General features: G+C 69.4%; 16 protein-coding genes. 3 read left to right on the top strand and 13 right to left on the bottom strand.

The window, feature by feature from the left end:
• Positions 1 to 29: 29 nt before the first annotated feature.
• The 5 genes from IFT82_RS06755 to coxB are packed head-to-tail and all read right to left on the bottom strand — an operon-like array spanning position 30 to position 5,659.
• Positions 30 to 1,091 (bottom strand): c-type cytochrome, encoded by a 1,062-nt coding sequence (locus IFT82_RS06755; RefSeq protein ID WP_192125582.1) that lies wholly within the window; start codon positions 1,089 to 1,091, stop codon positions 30 to 32.
• Positions 1,088 to 1,666 carry a cytochrome c oxidase assembly protein gene (locus IFT82_RS06750; protein ID WP_192125581.1) on the bottom strand — a complete coding sequence of 193 codons (579 nt, stop codon included), beginning with the start codon at positions 1,664 to 1,666 and terminating at the stop codon, positions 1,088 to 1,090. The genes IFT82_RS06755 and IFT82_RS06750 overlap by 4 nt, the downstream gene beginning before the upstream one ends.
• The gene (locus IFT82_RS06745) at positions 1,663 to 2,040 is read right to left on the bottom strand and encodes a hypothetical protein (RefSeq protein WP_446740945.1); all 378 of its coding nucleotides are present in this window, start codon (positions 2,038 to 2,040) and stop codon (positions 1,663 to 1,665) included. Before IFT82_RS06745 ends, IFT82_RS06750 begins: the two co-directional genes overlap by 4 nt.
• A complete protein-coding gene (ctaD, locus tag IFT82_RS06740) occupies positions 2,037 to 4,601 on the bottom strand; it encodes a cytochrome c oxidase subunit I (protein WP_192125580.1) in 2,565 nt (854 codons plus the stop codon). The genes IFT82_RS06745 and ctaD overlap by 4 nt, the downstream gene beginning before the upstream one ends.
• Positions 4,598 to 5,659, bottom strand: coding sequence for a cytochrome c oxidase subunit II (gene coxB / locus IFT82_RS06735; protein ID WP_192125579.1), 1,062 nt, complete (start codon positions 5,657 to 5,659; stop codon positions 4,598 to 4,600). The genes ctaD and coxB overlap by 4 nt, the downstream gene beginning before the upstream one ends.
• Positions 5,660 to 5,749: 90 nt before the next feature.
• Here coxB and IFT82_RS06730 point away from each other — a divergent pair, with 90 nt between their 5' ends.
• The gene (locus IFT82_RS06730; RefSeq protein WP_192125578.1) at positions 5,750 to 6,139 is read left to right on the top strand and encodes an acyl-CoA thioesterase; all 390 of its coding nucleotides are present in this window, start codon (positions 5,750 to 5,752) and stop codon (positions 6,137 to 6,139) included.
• On the opposite strand, the gene IFT82_RS06725 is transcribed toward IFT82_RS06730, so the two are convergent.
• Positions 6,136 to 6,636 carry a GAF domain-containing protein gene (locus tag IFT82_RS06725; protein ID WP_207105743.1) on the bottom strand — a complete coding sequence of 167 codons (501 nt, stop codon included), beginning with the start codon at positions 6,634 to 6,636 and terminating at the stop codon, positions 6,136 to 6,138. The genes IFT82_RS06730 and IFT82_RS06725 overlap by 4 nt on opposite strands.
• Before the next feature lie 137 nt (positions 6,637 to 6,773).
• Between IFT82_RS06725 and IFT82_RS06720 the strand changes: the two genes are divergently transcribed.
• A complete protein-coding gene (locus tag IFT82_RS06720; RefSeq protein ID WP_192125576.1) occupies positions 6,774 to 7,154 on the top strand; it encodes a hypothetical protein in 381 nt (126 codons plus the stop codon).
• Positions 7,155 to 7,173: 19 nt separating this feature from the next.
• On the opposite strand, the gene IFT82_RS06715 is transcribed toward IFT82_RS06720, so the two are convergent.
• From IFT82_RS06715 to IFT82_RS06685, 7 genes are all read right to left on the bottom strand, one after another.
• Complete coding sequence (locus IFT82_RS06715) at positions 7,174 to 7,824, bottom strand: UPF0149 family protein (RefSeq protein ID WP_192125575.1); 651 nt, start codon at positions 7,822 to 7,824, stop codon at positions 7,174 to 7,176.
• 20 nt (positions 7,825 to 7,844) lie between these two features.
• On the bottom strand, positions 7,845 to 8,027 hold the full coding sequence (locus tag IFT82_RS06710; RefSeq protein WP_192125574.1) for a hypothetical protein: 183 nt from the start codon (positions 8,025 to 8,027) through the stop codon (positions 7,845 to 7,847).
• Between the two features lie 166 nt (positions 8,028 to 8,193).
• The gene (locus IFT82_RS06705; protein ID WP_192125573.1) at positions 8,194 to 10,539 is read right to left on the bottom strand and encodes a xanthine dehydrogenase family protein molybdopterin-binding subunit; all 2,346 of its coding nucleotides are present in this window, start codon (positions 10,537 to 10,539) and stop codon (positions 8,194 to 8,196) included.
• A complete protein-coding gene (locus IFT82_RS06700; RefSeq protein WP_192125572.1) occupies positions 10,536 to 11,534 on the bottom strand; it encodes an FAD binding domain-containing protein in 999 nt (332 codons plus the stop codon). The genes IFT82_RS06705 and IFT82_RS06700 overlap by 4 nt, the downstream gene beginning before the upstream one ends.
• The gene (locus IFT82_RS06695) at positions 11,531 to 12,076 is read right to left on the bottom strand and encodes a 2Fe-2S iron-sulfur cluster-binding protein (RefSeq protein WP_192125571.1); all 546 of its coding nucleotides are present in this window, start codon (positions 12,074 to 12,076) and stop codon (positions 11,531 to 11,533) included. The genes IFT82_RS06700 and IFT82_RS06695 overlap by 4 nt, the downstream gene beginning before the upstream one ends.
• Before the next feature lie 74 nt (positions 12,077 to 12,150).
• On the bottom strand, positions 12,151 to 13,953 hold the full coding sequence (locus IFT82_RS06690; RefSeq protein ID WP_192125570.1) for a DUF885 domain-containing protein: 1,803 nt from the start codon (positions 13,951 to 13,953) through the stop codon (positions 12,151 to 12,153).
• 75 nt (positions 13,954 to 14,028) lie between these two features.
• Positions 14,029 to 14,445 (bottom strand): hypothetical protein, encoded by a 417-nt coding sequence (locus tag IFT82_RS06685; RefSeq protein ID WP_244646561.1) that lies wholly within the window; start codon positions 14,443 to 14,445, stop codon positions 14,029 to 14,031.
• Between IFT82_RS06685 and IFT82_RS06680 the strand changes: the two genes are divergently transcribed.
• Positions 14,444 to 15,703 (top strand): MFS transporter, encoded by a 1,260-nt coding sequence (locus tag IFT82_RS06680; protein WP_244646560.1) that lies wholly within the window; start codon positions 14,444 to 14,446, stop codon positions 15,701 to 15,703. The two genes, IFT82_RS06685 and IFT82_RS06680, sit on opposite strands and share 2 nt — an antisense overlap.
• Positions 15,704 to 15,725: the final 22 nt, after the last annotated feature.

Here is a 15,725-nt window from a genome sequence, read left to right as displayed (position 1 = left end):
GGCGCCACCGCCCGAACGGAAGCCGCCCGTCAGCGACCGGTGCCGGCTAGATAGGCGGCGAGCGGCTCGATCATCTCCTCCGGAATGCGCCGCGCGATGACGGGCATGGTCGCATGGCTCTTGCGGGCGTCGACCACCTCCTTCTCACCACGCCAGTGGCGCAACCGCTGCGCCAGATACGACGCCCGCTGGCCGGCGAGTACCGGGTACGGCTTGCCGCCGGCATGGCAACTGGCGCAGGCGGGCAGTTGCACGGCGGGCAAGCCCTGCTCGACGATCCTTCGCGCCGCCGCCGATCCGGCCGGAGCGACGGTGCCGATGCCGGGCAGCGCCGCGAAATGCGCGGCCAGCGCACGCTTCTGGTCGTCGGTCAGGTCGGCGGCGGCGTTGCCCATCACCGCACTGGCCCGCGCGCCGCTGGCATAGGCGTTCAGCGCGGCGAGCAGATAGGCGGGACGCTGGCCACCCAGTACCGGGATATCCGGCTGGCCCCGCCCGCGTCCGTCCGCACCGTGGCAGGCGACGCAGCCGGCCAGCACTCCGTCTCCCAGCGCCGCCGCACCCGTGGTGCCGGCACCCCGCGCGGCCCCGCTCAGCGCGCGATATTCAGCCGGCGACATCGTCGGCAGGCGACGGACGAAGGCCACCATGCGCCGGATTTCGTCGGGCCGGTCCTTCGCGCCCCAGGCCGGCATCCCGGTATATTTGACGCCGTGTTCCAGAATCCAGAACAGCTGCTTGTCGGTCCATTGCTTCGCATTCACCGACAAGTCGGGCGCGGGTGGCGTGGCGGCGTGCATCACCGGTGAGGGGCGACGGCCCGGCGCGCCGTGACAGGCGGCGCAGGACGCGGCGAAATGCCCCGCCGCACTTACCAGTTCCTGATCCGCGCGGGGGTTGGACGGGGCGGTGAAGGCGGCATGGGTGCGCACCGAATTGCGCATCGTCCAGTGCAGGAACCAGTCGGTGATCGGCCAGTGCCCCGACGAGGCGGCGATGTTGAACACCCCCGACCAGGCGAACAGCAACCCCGCCGCCGCCAGCGCGACCAGCGCCGCCACCGCGCGCGCCCAGGTGATCCGGATCGTCATGCGTGCCCTTCCCCGCTGCGCAGCAGCGTGCCGAGCATCGCCAGCCCGCCCGCGAAATAACTGGCCGCGCCGACCATCAGCATCACGACGCCGCCCAGTTGCTGATCCTCGATCCCGTGATGATGTGCATAGAGCGGCCGCGGCGCCAGCCCGACCAGCGCGCCCAGCAACGTCATGTGCATCGAGGTGAGCAGCAGCGCGCCGACCCCGCCCGCGCGCCGTTCCGGCCCCGTCCCCAGCACCGCCGCCCACAGCAGCAGCCCGGCGGCGGCGAACATCGCCTGTTCCACCACCAGCACTGTGACCGACGTATCGGCCAGCGCCCGCAACACCGGCAGGTGCCAGCCCCACACCACCGCCAGTTCCACCACCATCATCGCCATCGGCGTGACGTGGCGGGGAAACGCCCGCGCGGGATCGAACCGGCCGCCGCCGATCCCCCAGGCGATCAGCGGCGCGGCGACCGCGACCGCGATCATGTGCCCGGCCATATGCCCGGTCATGCCCCCCGCCGCCGCCATCGCCCAGCCGGCGGGCAGCAGTGCGATGCCCGCAATCGTCGCAGCCCGCCTCATCGGCAATCAGTCAGGAACACGACCGGCGCGGCGGTGAAGATGACCGCGACGAAGCTGAGCCCCGCCAGCAACAGCGTCGATTTGGCGAGGAAGCGCAGCCGGTCGACCGCGGTGCCCTGTTCGTGCGGCGGATCGTCGCCCGGCGTGCGCTGCTGCACCCATGCCACCGCACCCGCCGCGAGGATGACGACCAGCGCCATCACCGTGCCCACCGCATAGAGCGTGGGGAACTCGGCGAACCGCCCCACCTTCGCACAGCGCAGCGCCGCCCACAGGTACGAGAACAGGAAATGCGCCGCCCAGACGGTCGGCGGCACGATCAGCGTCCACAGCGAGACGCTGAGCTTGCGTACCCGGTCGGCCAGCCGCTTCACGATGCCGCCCCCGGGAACAGCCCGATCGTCGCATAGGTGACGATGCCGGTGAACAGCAGGAAATGGAGATAGACGGTGATGTTGCGCAGGTCCGCGTCATAGACGGGCGTCATCCTGCCCGCCAGGCTGCGCGCCAGCGTATAGGCCTGCGCGATGCCGCCGATCCCGGCATGGACTGCGGTCCAGATCGCCAGCGTCCACACGATCGCGGGGTAGACATGGGACTTGGGGTCCAGCCCCGTCGTCCACGGCCCCGCCAGCCCGGCCACCGCGCTGCCCAGCGTCGCGACCAGCGCGACCACCAGCAGCACCCGTGCCGGCCCGACCCGCCCGCTCGCATGGATGCCCCGCGCCGCCACGGTCGCCCCCCAGCCGGCGACGGTCAGCGCCAGCGCCGTCATCGGCCAGAACACGCCCGGCCCCATCGCATCCGGCGGCGGGAAATCGGCATGGACCGTCCAGAAGAAATAATAGCCGAAGACGAGGCCCGAAAACGCGGTGGCATCGGCCATCATCGTGATGAACATCGCCCACCACCCACTGGCCGACGGTCCCGACAGGTACAGCGGCACGGTGATGCCGTGGCCGATCGACTTGGCCGGTTTCTCGGGGATTTCGGCGGTGCCGGTCCACAGCCAGTACAGCACGCACGCCAGCGTCACGACGCCGCCGACCAGCGCCGCCCAGTACAGGTGATAGGTGGTCAGGATGAACACGCTGCCCAGCGATATCGCGGTCAGCATCGGCACCACGCTGGGCGTGCCCAGCCGCGCGACCTGGATCGGCCGCGCATCGATGACGGAGGTGATGATCGTCTCGCGCCGCATCTCCGGTGCATCGGGCAGGAAGAAGCGGCCCTCGTCCACCTTCTGCACGAAACCGGGCTGGTCCCAGATCGGATAGCGCGTCTCGATCAGCGGGACCGAGCGGATGCCCCAATTCTCGTCATCGGGCTTGGCCAGCCATTCCAGCGTCCCCGCCGCCCATGGATTGCGCGGCGCCTTCGCACGGGTCGGCGACAGCGCGAGATCGATGCACACCATCAGCACCCCCGACGCGAACAGGAACGCGCCCAGCGTCGAGGCCATGTTGAGCCCGCCTATGCCGAGCGCGGCCGGATAGGTGAACACGCGGCGCGGCATCCCCTCCAGCCCCGACAGGTGCATCGGCATGAAGGCGAGATTGGCCCCGACGAACATCACCCAGAAGGCGGTGCGCCCGATCCGGTCGCTCAGCCGCTTCCCCGTGACCAGCGGCCAGTAATAATAGAGGCCGCCGAACAACGGCAGCAACGTGCCGCCGATCAGCACGTAATGCAGGTGCGCGACGACGAAATAGGTGTCGTGCGCCTGCCAGTCGAACGGCGCGACCGCGACCATCACGCCGGTCAGCCCGCCGATCGTGAAGATCGCGAGGCTGCCGACCGCGTAGAGCAGCGGCGTCGACCATTTCACCTTGCCCGCCCACAGGGTGGCGATGAACGCGAAGATCTGCACGCCGGTCGGGATCGCCACCGCTTCGGAGGCGGCGGAAAAGAAGGCGAGGCTGATCTTGGGCAGCCCGGTCGCGAACATGTGGTGGACCCACAGGCCGAAGCTGAGGAACGCGGTGCCCACCGCCGCCAGCACGATCCACGGATAGCCCAACAGATGACGCTGCGCGAAGGTGGGGATCATCATCGCGAACAGCGCGATCGAGGGCAGGAAGACGATATAGACCTCGGGGTGGCCGAAGATCCAGAACAGGTGCTGCCACAACAGCGGATCGCCGCCCTTGCTGGCATCGAAGAACGGCCAGCCGAGCAGGCGCTCCATCTCGAACAGCACGTCGCCCGCGATCAGCGGCGGGAACGCGAACAGGATCATCACCGCCACGACCAGGATGTACCAGGCGTACAGCGGCATCAGGTTCAGCCGCATCCCCGGCGGCCGGCATTTCAGCACGCCGACGATCAGTTCGACCGCCGCCGCCACCGACGACACCTCGATAAACGACAACCCCAGCATCCAGATGTCCGCGCCGAGGCCGGACAGGTCGGTGCGCGTCGTCAGCGGCGGATACATGAACCAGCCGCCATCGGGCGCGGCGTTGAAGAAGATCGATCCGCCGACGAACACGCCGCCCAGCAGGAAGCTCCAGTAGCCGAACGCCGACAGGCGCGGGAACGGCAGGTCGCGCGCGCCCAGCAACTGCGGCAGCAGGATGATCGACACCGCCTCGAACATCGGCACCGCGAACAGGAACATCATCATCGAGCCGTGCAGCGTGAACAGCTGGTTGAAGGTGTTCGCGGAGACGAGGTCGTTCTCCGGCACCGCCAGCTGCGTGCGCATGACGAGCGCCAGCACCCCGGCGAACAGCATGAACGCGAACGCGGTCAGCGTGTACCATACGCCGACCCGGTTGTTGTTCACATCGGTCCAGCGCAGGAACAGGCCCGATGGCGGCTTCCACACCGCGCGCAGCCGTTCCTCCTGCGCGGCGCGGACGGCGGGATCGTTCTGGTCGGTCCGGTCCTCCGCATAGAGCGTATCGTTCGGGGTATCGGCGGGCGCGCTCATTTCAGACCTTCGAGATAGCGCGCGATGCGGATCGCCTCGGCGTCCGTCATCTGGGGGAAGGCGGGCATCCGCACCCCCGGCTTGGTACGTTCGGGATGGCGGACGAAGCCCGCGATATTGGCGGTGGTCATCGGCAGGACGCCGGCGGCCAGCGTGGCGCGCGCGCCGAACCGGGTCAGGTCGGGGCCGATCGTGCCGGCCTGCGCGGTGCCGCGGATCGCGTGGCACCCGCCGCAGCCATATTGCGCGAACAGCGCCGCGCCGGGATGCGCCATGGCTGTCGCCAGCGCCGGTCCCCGCTCCGCCGTCAACCATGCGTCAAAGGCGGCGGCGGGCATCGCCACCACGTCGAACGCCATCAGGGCGTGGCTCAATCCGCAGAATTCGGTGCAGACGCCGCGATACCGCCCCGGCTTCGTCGCGCGCGCGACCAGCGTGTTGGTGCGGCCGGGGATCATGTCCATCTTGCCCGCCAGGCCCGGAATCCAGAAGCTGTGGATCACGTCGCCGCCATCCAGATCGAACTGCACGGTGCGGCCGACGGGAATCCGTATCTCGTTGGCGGCGACCACCGGCGCCTGCCCCGGCGGGGCATAGGTGACGCGCCACCAGAACTGCTCGCCCTCCACCTTCACCCTCAGGTCGGCGGGGGCGACCGGCAGCGGCCGCATCGCCGGCAGTTCCGACACCAGCAGCGTGAACAGCAGGATCGTCGGCACCACCGCGCCCAGCCACAGCACCAGCCGCATCCCCTGCCGGTGCGTCAGCCGACCGCCCGGCGTGCGGATCGCGAACCGGATCAGCGCGGTCAGCCCGCCCGCGATCACCACCGCGGCGACGAGCAGCACGATCATCAGCGTGCGCGTATCCCGCGCCTCCACCCCGAACGGCGCGAGCGTCGACTGATGCCGGTTGCAGGCGGCTATGGCGAGGCACGCCCCCGCTGTCCCGGCACCCCGCAGGATGGAGGCAAGATTGATCGAGATGGTGTCACTCCCCGCTGACGACGATGGTCTAGCCGGGGTGGCGCGTCCCCGTCCACCCCGGGGAAATACCATATCTACCAGTCGATTGCATGGTACGGGTGGGCCTCTGGCAGGCGGGCGATGGCGTTAGCGCCGGCGGTGCCGCCATGCTATGATGCGGCCATGACGACGATCCCCCATGCCTATGCCATCGCGGTCGATCCGGCGGACATCGATTTCATGGGGCATGTCAACAATGCCAGCTATCTGAAATGGGTGCAGGAGGCGGTCGTCAGCCATTGGCAGAAGCTGGCGCCCGCCGATGCCGTCGCCGCGCATCTGTGGGTCGCGATCCGCCACGAGATCACCTATCGCAAGCCCGCCTTTCTCGATGACGAGGTGATCGCGACCGTCATCCTGGAAAAGGTGCAGGGTGCCCGCGCCTTCTACGAGACGATCATCCGGCGCGGCGAAGAGGTGCTGGCCGAAGTGAAATCGAGCTGGTGCTGCCTCGACGCCGAAACGCTGCGCCCGGCCCGGCTGGCCCGCAGCGTGGTCGATCGCTTCTTCTAGCCCGACCGCGACGGGATATGGGTCACCGCGATGTCATGCGCGAAGTCGCGCAGCAGCATCGCGTCGTCATCGGTGAAGGAAGCACGCGGGGCATTGTCGGTGATGCACAGCGCGCCGATCGCATAGCCGGCCGCATCGCGGACCGCCGCGCCCGCGAAGAAGGCGACCAGACCGTTATCGACCGAAGGATTGCCGGCGAACCGTTCGTCGTTGGGGGCATCCAGCACGACGAAGACATGGTCGGGATCGCTGACGACATAGCTGCACAGCGACGTGGAACGCCGGTACATGCCCAGCAATCCGCCGGACGAGGCGACCACGTACATCGTCTCGCTGACGATCAGCGTGATCCCGCACCATCGCATGTTCATGACATGGCGGATATGGTTGGTGATCTGCGACAGCACGGGATCGGCGATGCGGTTCATCAGCCCCGATGCCCTGGCGGCGTCGCTGCGCTGGCGCTCGTTGAGCGGCAGCGGCGCCGGCGTGAACATCGTTATCCCCATGATATCCTGACCATGTGATAGGGGATGACAGTCTAACGGCGATGGCCGCCGTCAGCCTAGCGAAATCGGCTACCGTTTCGGTTCGACCGGCGGATGGCGCCAACAGGGCGAAGGACGATGACCGGATGACCGACAAGACCTCGACGAACGACAGGACATCGACGGCATGGAATGCGGACGGCGTGCGGGCGTGGCTCGATGCCCGCGTCGCCGCGTCCCGCGCGGATCAGGTCGTCGCCGAACGTGGCGGCCGTGCCCGGCAGGACGATTGCGACCAGGCGACGGCGGAGGAAATGGTCTGCACCCTGTTGCGGGGCAAGGCGTCGCTCGACGATCAGGCGACGTTCGCGGCGGCGCTGCGCGCGCTGCTCGATCGCGACGAGTATATCTGGCGCGGCGTGTATGACGATACCCGGTTCGACCGCCATGTCCGCACCTATATCCGCAAGCTCGTGAAGATGGCGAAAACGACCACCGGGTTCGACCGGACGGGCCATTATCAATAAGGCGGGGCTGACGAACCCGTCACGGGCAGCAGCGCTTGGCCTTCCTGCCCGATCCGCAGGGACAGGGATCGTTGCGCCCGACCTTGGCCAGTGACGGCATCGGCGCGTTCCCGGCCACGGCACGCGGGCGCGAGGCATGAAGGCGCAGCACCGCGTCGATCAACCGGCCGGGTGCCTCCACCTCCAGCGCGTTGATCTCCATGCTGTCGAGCGTGCTTTCCTGACGCGCCACGTCGATCAGCAGCGACAGCCGCGCCCTTGCCTCCACCACCGACGGGTCGTCGGTCGGCGCGGTCCAGGCGTCGGGGCGCAGCGCCATCGCCTCGGCGAAGCCGTCGATCCACAGCTCCCACAGCACGTCGCCGTTCCGCTCGTCGATGTCGAAGATCGGCTGCAGCTTGCCACGATCCAGGTCGCGGACGATCGCGTCGTGCCGCGCCATCACCGCATCGGCGAACCACTGCACGTCGATCGGATCGTCGAACGGCGCGACGCCGCCGTCATCGATCCCCCAGACATTCTGCATCCATTCCGCCGGCACCACCGGATCGGGACACAGGATCACCCCGGTCAGGAAGCCGTCCAGCTCGGTCAGCAGCATCGGTTCCTCGACCGGCAGGTCGGCGAGCGCCCCGTCGAGCCGACGATAGCGGGAAGGAAGCTGTTTCATCGTCCGTACGACCTTGAGCGTTACAGGCGGAGATCGCGCTTGCGCATCTCGGCCGCCGCCAGATCCCATAGCGGCGTCGGCGTCGCGCCCCGGAATATATCGGCGAAGTCGAGCAGATCCTCGTCGCCAAGCGCCACGATCGACGCCTGTATTTCATCCAGCCGCGTGACCGCCTGCTCCGCCACGGCCGTCTGCCGCCTCATCCGACTTCTCAACATCGCCGCTGGATAGCAGCATCGCGCCGGAGGCGACAGAGCGGAAGCCGCGTCATGCGACCCCGCGCTAGAGTCGGAGATATCAGGTTAATCCGTCATTGCTTCGCTGCGCTCGCCATGACGAACATCCGGATCAACCTCATGTCATCCCGCGCTATGCCAGCAGCTTGTCGAGCGTGATGGGCAGGTCGCGGATGCGCTTGCCGGTCGCGTTGAACACCGCGTTGGCGACCGCCGCGCCGACGCCGGTGATGCCGATCTCGCCCACGCCGCGCGCGCCCATCGGCGTGTGCGGATCGGGGATGTCGGTCCACATCACCTCGATGTCGGGCACGTCCATATGCACCGGCACATGATATTCGGCGAGGCTGGGGTTCATGATCCGGCCGCTGCGCTCGTCGAACTGCGTCTCCTCCATCAGCGCGAGGCCGAGGCCCATGATGATGCCGCCGCGGAACTGGCTGGCCGCGGTCTTGGGGTTGAGGATGCGGCCGCAATCGAACGAGCCGAGGAAACGGCTGACCCGCACCTCGCCCGTCACCGCGTTCACCCGCACCTCGCAGAACATCGCACCGTGCGAATGCATCGACCAGTGCATCGTCTCCAGCGGCGCGGGCGGCGTCGCCTCCACCACCACCTCGTCCCGCTGCGCGCGCGACAGGATCGAGGCGTAGCTTTCGCGCGCGGCCGGATCGTCGATCCGGGCAAGGCCACCATCCACCCCGACGACCGCGTCCGCATCGAGACCCGCCAGCGGGGAATCGTTGCCCGCCAGCTTCAGCAACTCGGTCACCAGCGCGCGGTACGCCGCCATCACCGAGGCGCCGATCGCCGCGGTCTGCTGCGATCCGCCCGCCATCACCGTGCCGGGCAGCGTGCTGTCGCCGTAACGGAACGTCACCTGCTCCATCGCGAGGCCCAGCCGGTCGGCGGCGACCTGGGTCTGCGCGGTGGCGGTGCCCATGCCCATGTCGTGCGCGGCGATGTCGATCGTGGCCCCGATCGTGGAGTCATCGTCCCGCGCCAGCGTGATCCGCGCCGCGCCGCCGGGCATCCGGTAATAGGGATAGGTCGCGGTGGCGACGCCGGTGCCGATCAGCCATTCGCCCTCGCGTCGGCTGCCGGGCGCCCCCCGCGCGGCCCAGCCGAACCGCGCCGCGCCATCGCGATACGCCTTCTCCACCTCGCGCGAGGAAAAGGGCGCGCCGGTGGTCGGGTCCTTGTCCGGCTCGTTGCGCAGGCGCAGCTCGATCGGATCGATGCCCATGTCGACCGCCAGTTCGTCGATCGCGCTTTCCAGCGCGAAGGTGCCGACCGCCTCGCCCGGCGCGCGCATGAAGGTGTTGGCGACCATGTCGAGATACGCGACCTCGACATCCAGCGCCATCGTGCCCGCGGCATAGGCGCTGCGGGTCGGCAGGATAAAGGGTTCGGGCAGCACGTTGTGATGGCTCATCGCCACCGTGCCGGTATGGATCAGCGCCTCGAACCGGCCGTCCGCCGCCGCGCCGATCGCCACCCGCTGTTCGGTCACGGTGCGCCCGCCGACGATCCGGTACACGCCCTCGCGCGTCAGCATCAGCCGCACCGGCCGGCCCGCCAGTTTCGACGCGGCGGCGGCCAGCACCTGATGCTGCCACAATCCCTTGCCGCCGAACCCGCCGCCGACGAACGGCGAGGTGACGTGCACCTTGTCCTCGTCGATCCCGAACACATGCCCCAGCGACCACGCCATGTGCGCCACCATCTGCGACGCATCGTGGACGCGCAGCGTGTCGCCCGTCCACGTCACCGTCACCGCGTGAAGCTCGATCGCGTTGTGGCTGTGACGCGGCGTCGTGTAGGTGCGATCGACCTGGTGCGCCGCCGCCGCCAGCGCCTTGCCCGCATCGCCGCTCGCGAATTTCAGCGGCTGGCCCATGAAGGTGCCGGGTTCGGTGCCCTTGGCCTTGGCCGCCGCCATCGCGGTCACCGACGGATCGACGTCATAGGCGATGCGGATCAGCGAGGCGGCGTGATCCGCCTGTTCCTGGGTGTCCGCCAGCACCAGCGCGACCGGCTCGCCATTCCAGTAGACGCGGTCGTCCTGCATGATCGGCAGGTCGTTGCCGCCGCACGCCTTTTCGGATGTCATGAACAGCGGCATCGGCGCCATGCGCGGGGCATTGCGATACGTCATCACCAACGCGACGCCGGGCGACGCCTCCGCCGCCGCCGTATCCAGCGTCGCGATCCGCCCCTTGGCGATCGTGCTGAACACCAGCGCGGCATACAGCATCCCGTCCAGTGGAAACTCCGCCGCATAGGTCGCCTCGCCCCGCACCTTGACCGGGCCGTCGAGGCGGGAGATCGGCTTGCCGATATGGCCATGCTGCGCGCGGATCAGCGGATCGGGGCGACCGCCGGGCATGAAGCTGTCGGGGGCGAGCTGGATCGCCTTCTGCATCACGCCCTGCACGGCGCCCTGCACCGCCTGTTTCGCGTCGTCGAGGATGCTCATGCGTCCATCTCCGCTGTGTCGGGTGCCAGTTCGGCCAGCACGGCCGCGATCGTCCGCGTCGCCAGTTCGATCTTGAAGCCGTTGTCGCGCAGCGCCCGCGCCTCGGCGAGTTCGGCCGTCGCCGCCGCCCGGAACGCGTCGATGGTCGCGGGGCCGCCGCGCAGCACCGCCTCCGCCGTCAGCGCCCGCCACGGCTTGTGCGCCACTCCGCCCAGCGCCAACCGCACATCGACGACGCGGCCGTCGCGCACCTCCAGCGCCGCCGCCACCGACACCAGCGCAAAGGCGTAGCTCGCCCGGTCGCGCACCTTGCGATAGGTCGAGCGCGCGGCAATTGGCATCGCCGGCAGTTCGATCGCGGTGACAAGGTCGCCGGGCGCCAGCACCGTGTCGAGATCGGGGCGGTCCCCCGGCAACCGGTGCAGGTCCGCCAGCATCACGGTGCGCGTTCCCGTGGCGGTGGCCAGATGCACCACCGCGTCGAGGGCGACCAGCGCTACCGCCATGTCGGACGGATGCGTCGCGACGCAGTCGGGCGACGCGCCGAGGATCGCGTGGATGCGGTTGAACCCGCCGATCGCGTCGCACCCTGTGCCCGGCGTGCGCTTGTTGCAGGCCGATCCTTGCGTATCGTAGAAATAGGTACAGCGCGTCCGCTGGAGCAGGTTGCCGCCCGTCGTCGCCATGTTGCGGATCTGCGCCGACGCCCCCGCCAGGATCGCCCGCGCCAGCACCGGATAACGGGTGCGCACCGCGCGATGTTCGGCCAGCGCGGCGTTGGTCGCGGCCGCGCCGATCAGCAGGCCGCCCTCCTCCGTTTCCTCGATCGCGCTCGACAGTCCGGTCACGTCGATCAGCCGGTCGGGCCGTTCCACCGTCTCGCGCATCAGGTCGATCAGATTAGTGCCGCCACCCAGATATCGGCCGTTCGGCGCTTCGGAAAAGCGCAGCGCCGTCGCGACATCGCCGGCGCGGTGGAAGTCGAACGGGGTCATGCCGCGTCCTCCCCGACCAGCGCCGCATCGCGGGCCGGCACCGGTGCCCCGGCGTACACGTCCATGATCGCGTCGACGATGCCGTTATGCGCGCCGCAGCGGCACAGATTGCCGCTCATCCGCTCGCGCAGTTCGTCGCGGTCGAGCGCGATCGTCGCGGCGGACAGGTCGGCGGTGACATGGCTGGGCATCCCCCGCCGCACCTCCGCCGCCATGCCGATCGCCGAACAGATCTGCCCGGGGGTGCAGTAACCGCACTGGAACCCGTCATGCTCGACGAACGCGGCCTGCAACGGGTGCAGCGCGCCCGCCCCGGCCAGTCCCTCGATCGTCGTCACCGCGGCCCCGTCATACTGCACCGCCAGCGCGAGGCAGGACACGATCCGCCGGCCATCGACCAGCACGGTACACGCCCCGCAGGCACCCTGATTGCAGCCCTTCTTGGTGCCCGTCAGGCCCATCCGGTCGCGCAGCATATCCAGCAGCGACACGCGCGGATCATCGGGCAGCGGCACCGACGATCCGTTGACCGTGATAGGCATGACGCATTCCTCCCGATGATATGATCGCAGCCTAGATCAATGATATCGCTCCCGCAATCGCGCAGGCGCGGGGTTCATCCGCCGCGCTGGATCACCCGTTCCAGAATGGCGAGCGGCATCGCCCCCTTCAGCAGCACGCCATGGAACTGCTTCAGGGTGAAGCCCGGCCGCTTCTCCGCCTCGGCGCGCAGCCGGGTCCAGACGGTATGGCCGATCTTGTAGCTGCACGCCTGCCCCGGCCAGACGGTGTAGCGGTCGATCTCGCCCTGGCTGCGCCCGCGCGCGATGCCGGTGGTGGCGATCAGGTAATCGGTCGCCTGCTCGCGGCTCCACCGTTTGGCGTGCATCCCGCTGTCGACCACCAGCCGCGTCGCGCGGAACAGCAGCGATTGCAGATAGCCGACCTGTCCCAGCGGATCGCCCTGATACATTTCCATCTCGTCCGCCAGTTGCTCGGCATAGAGCGCCCAGCCCTCCGAATAGCCGCTGAAGAAACCCCGACGGCGGATCAGCGGAATCTCGGTGCTTTCCAGCGCCAGGCTGACCTGCAGGTGATGGCCAGGCACCGCCTCGTGATGGGTCAGCGTGGCGAGGCCGAACTTCGGCCGGTCGAACGTATCGCGCAGGTTGATGTAGTAGATCGCCGGCCGCGACCCGTCGAGCGAGGCGTTCTGGTAATAGCCGCCCGGCGCGCCCGCCTGGATCGTCGGCGGCACCCGCCGCACCTCGACCGGGGCCTTGGGCAACGTGTCGAACGCCTCGGGCAGCCGCGCCTGCATCGCGACGATCTGGCGGTTGAGCTGCGCCAGCAGCGCCTCGCGCCCCGGATCGGTGTTGGGATAGAGCTGGTCGGGTCGCTGGTTGAGCGCGACCAGCCGCTGGCCGACGCTGCCCTGGCTCATGCCCTGCGCCTTCAGGATGGTATCGATCCGCGCCGAAATCTCCGCCACCTGCGCTAACCCCAGACGGTGGATCTCGTCCCCGCCCATCGCCACCGTCGTCGCGGCCTCCGCCGCCGCCGCGTAATAGGCGTCGCCATCGGGCAGGCGCCAGCAGCCGGCGTCATGCACCGCCTTGCCCCGCAGTTCCTGCACGAAGGCGCGCTGGCGCTCCAGCGCCGGGAACACCTCTTGTGCGACGATCGCCGTGGCGCGGGCCACCCGATCGGCGGGCAGGTTCGCCGCCTTCAGCTTGGCGGCGAAGCTGGCGACCATCACCGTCTGGTCGGCGGGGCGCTCCATCGCACTGCCCAGCTGTTTCAGCGTGGTATCGAGGATGTAGTCGGGGGCGAACACGCCGCGTGCGGCATCGCGGCGCTGCCGGTCGGTGCTGTCGTCTATCGCCTTGGGAAAGGCGGCGAGCCGCGCCAGATAGGCGTCGGCCTCGCCCGCGTCGCGCACCCGCGCCTGCGATTCCAGGAAATCCGGCACGTCGCGATACGGCCCGGTCAGCTGGCTGAGCACATAGGGCGCGAACCGGCCGAGGCTGTCGCCATAGGTGAACCGCTGCGCCCCCGCGACCGCGCGGGTCAGCTGATAGGTCACGATCTCATGGTCGAGCGCGGCGGCGGGTGACAGGCCCGCCGTGCCGAACGCGCGCAGTTCGGCCAGTTCCGCCTTCGCCCGCGCCACGTCCTCCGCCTGCCCCGCCGCCGACACGTCGTCCAGCTTCGCCTTCAGCCCGGCGCGCTCTCCGCTGTCCAGGCCGAGCCGCGTCGCCTGCTCGGGCGATGAATCGAGCCGCGCGTAGAAGAACCGGTCGAGCATCGCGCGCAGCGCCGCGTTGCGATCCGCCGGGGCGGCGGCGGCAGCGCGCATCGGCAACGTTCCGGCAGCCGACACCGCCGCGGCACCGGCGAGAAAGTTGCGACGATCCATGACTGTTCCTTCGATGGGTTAGCGATCCTGTCGTACCACCCTACCGCATCGTCGCGGGAAATCGAGCGCGGCGTCTCAGGAATCGAAGGCGATCACCCATTGCGGATAGCCGTCCGGCGTCATCACGATATCGGCGCGGGCGACGGGATCGCTGCCCGTCTCGATCCAGCCGGCGCCGTGGCACTGGTCGCAGATCGCGCGCTTGCAGCGGAAACTGACCAGATCGATCTCGGTGTTCCACTGGCCATGGCCGCGACAGACCGGGCATTTCGCATCGAGGCTGCCGTTGCGCGGTTGCAGCGGGATGATGTCGAATGCGTGGGGACTGTCCGGTCCGTCGCAGTGGACGATGTTGCTGGCGTGGCCGATCGTACGTCTCCCTCGCCGCCCGAACGAGCGGCGGGCGACGGGGTTGCGTGTACCCGGTCGCCCGCGTGACCGGCATCGGGCCCGCTTGGTGGATCGGCCCGGCGGGGCTAGGGCGACGACCATGACGATGTCTTCCGGGTCTGCCGGTGATGCGACCGCCGCCACCGCGCTGGCGGCGGGGTCCGTCGCCTATCGACGGTTGACGCTGGCGATGCTGTTCGCCGGCTTCGCGACCTTTTCCACGCTCTATGCAGTACAGCCGCTGCTCCCCCTGCTGGCGGCGCATTATGCGCTCAGCGCGGAGGCCGCGTCGCTGGCGGTGCCGCTCGCCACCGGTCCGCTGGCGCTGGGCATCTTGGTGGCGGGCGCGCTGTCCGACCGGGTGGGGCGACGGCCGCTGATGGTCGCGGCGATGATGGCGGCGGGCATCCTGACGCTGGCCGCCGCCGTCGCGCCGGGCTGGTACATGCTGCTCGCGCTGCGGCTGCTGGCCGGGCTGGCGCTGGCGGGCGTGCCCGCGGTGGCGATGGCCTATGTCGCGGAGGAGGTGGATGCCGCCTCGGTGGGGTCGGCGATGGGGCTCTACATCGCGGGCAGCGCGCTCGGCGGCATGGGCGGGCGGCTGATCGCCAGCCTGGTCGCCGCGGTCGCGGACTGGCGCTGGGCGATGGCGGTCGTCGGACTGGCGGGGCTGGCGATGGCGGAGACGTTCCGGCGACTGGCGCCGCCGTCGCGCCGCTTCGTCGCCAGCGCGGGCGGCTGGCTCGCCCTGCCGCGCGGGGCGCCGATGCTGTTCCGGGATGCCGGGCTGCGGCTGCTCTATGCCGAGGCGTTCGTGCTGATGGGGGCGTTCGTCACCATCTACAATTATGCCGGGTTCCATCTGCTCGCCCCGCCCTATTCGCTGGGCCAGGGCGCGGTGGGGGCGGTGTTCCTGCTCTATGCGTTGGGGTCGATCAGTTCGGGCTGGTTCGGGGCGCTGGCCGGGCGGGTCGGGCGGCGGCGCGTCTTCTGGATACCCGCGACGATCCTGATGGCGGGCATCGCGCTCACCGCCGCGCGGCCGTTGTGGCTGGTGGTGCTGGGCATCGCGGTGGTGACGATCGGTTTCTTCGGCAGCCATTCGATCGCCAGTGCCTGGGTCGGCCGCCGGGGCGGCGCGGCGCGCGGGCAGGCCGCCGCCTGGTATCTGTTCTTCTATTATCTGGGATCGAGCGTGCTGGGATCGGTGGGCGGGATGGCGTGGACGCGCGCCGGCTGGCCGGGGGTCGTCGGTTTCTGCCTGGTGCTGGGCGCCCTGGCGCTGGCCGGCGGCCTGCTGCTCCGCCGGGTGGAACCGCTGGGATCGACCCCGGCGCCGCCGGAACCGGTCGAACCCTGATGCACGGGCGGGGCATCGGAGC

It is taken from the genome of Sphingomonas sp. CFBP 8760 (assembly GCF_014841615.1).
Classification (GTDB): Bacteria; Pseudomonadota; Alphaproteobacteria; order Sphingomonadales; family Sphingomonadaceae; genus Sphingomonas.
Note: the sequence above shows the minus strand (reverse complement) of the source record. Positions and strands in the feature narration are given on the sequence as shown.

What these genes read in the sequence shown, in the direction of transcription:
- IFT82_RS06755 (WP_192125582.1), bottom strand. Translation starts at nt 1,091, where the DNA reads ATGACGATCCGGATCACCTGGGCGCGCGCGGTGGCGGCGCTGGTCGCG.
- IFT82_RS06750 (WP_192125581.1), bottom strand. Translation starts at nt 1,666, where the DNA reads ATGAGGCGGGCTGCGACGATTGCGGGCATCGCACTGCTGCCCGCCGGC.
- ctaD (WP_192125580.1), bottom strand. Translation starts at nt 4,601, where the DNA reads ATGAGCGCGCCCGCCGATACCCCGAACGATACGCTCTATGCGGAGGAC.
- coxB (WP_192125579.1), bottom strand. Translation starts at nt 5,659, where the DNA reads ATGGTATTTCCCCGGGGTGGACGGGGACGCGCCACCCCGGCTAGACCA.
- IFT82_RS06730 (WP_192125578.1), top strand. Translation starts at nt 5,750, where the DNA reads ATGACGACGATCCCCCATGCCTATGCCATCGCGGTCGATCCGGCGGAC.
- IFT82_RS06725 (WP_207105743.1), bottom strand. Translation starts at nt 6,636, where the DNA reads ATGTTCACGCCGGCGCCGCTGCCGCTCAACGAGCGCCAGCGCAGCGAC.
- IFT82_RS06720 (WP_192125576.1), top strand. Translation starts at nt 6,774, where the DNA reads ATGACCGACAAGACCTCGACGAACGACAGGACATCGACGGCATGGAAT.
- IFT82_RS06715 (WP_192125575.1), bottom strand. Translation starts at nt 7,824, where the DNA reads ATGAAACAGCTTCCTTCCCGCTATCGTCGGCTCGACGGGGCGCTCGCC.
- IFT82_RS06710 (WP_192125574.1), bottom strand. Translation starts at nt 8,027, where the DNA reads ATGAGGCGGCAGACGGCCGTGGCGGAGCAGGCGGTCACGCGGCTGGAT.
- IFT82_RS06705 (WP_192125573.1), bottom strand. Translation starts at nt 10,539, where the DNA reads ATGAGCATCCTCGACGACGCGAAACAGGCGGTGCAGGGCGCCGTGCAG.
- IFT82_RS06700 (WP_192125572.1), bottom strand. Translation starts at nt 11,534, where the DNA reads ATGACCCCGTTCGACTTCCACCGCGCCGGCGATGTCGCGACGGCGCTG.
- IFT82_RS06695 (WP_192125571.1), bottom strand. Translation starts at nt 12,076, where the DNA reads ATGCCTATCACGGTCAACGGATCGTCGGTGCCGCTGCCCGATGATCCG.
- IFT82_RS06690 (WP_192125570.1), bottom strand. Translation starts at nt 13,953, where the DNA reads ATGGATCGTCGCAACTTTCTCGCCGGTGCCGCGGCGGTGTCGGCTGCC.
- IFT82_RS06680 (WP_244646560.1), top strand. Translation starts at nt 14,444, where the DNA reads ATGACGATGTCTTCCGGGTCTGCCGGTGATGCGACCGCCGCCACCGCG.
- IFT82_RS06685 (WP_244646561.1), bottom strand. Translation starts at nt 14,445, where the DNA reads ATGGTCGTCGCCCTAGCCCCGCCGGGCCGATCCACCAAGCGGGCCCGA.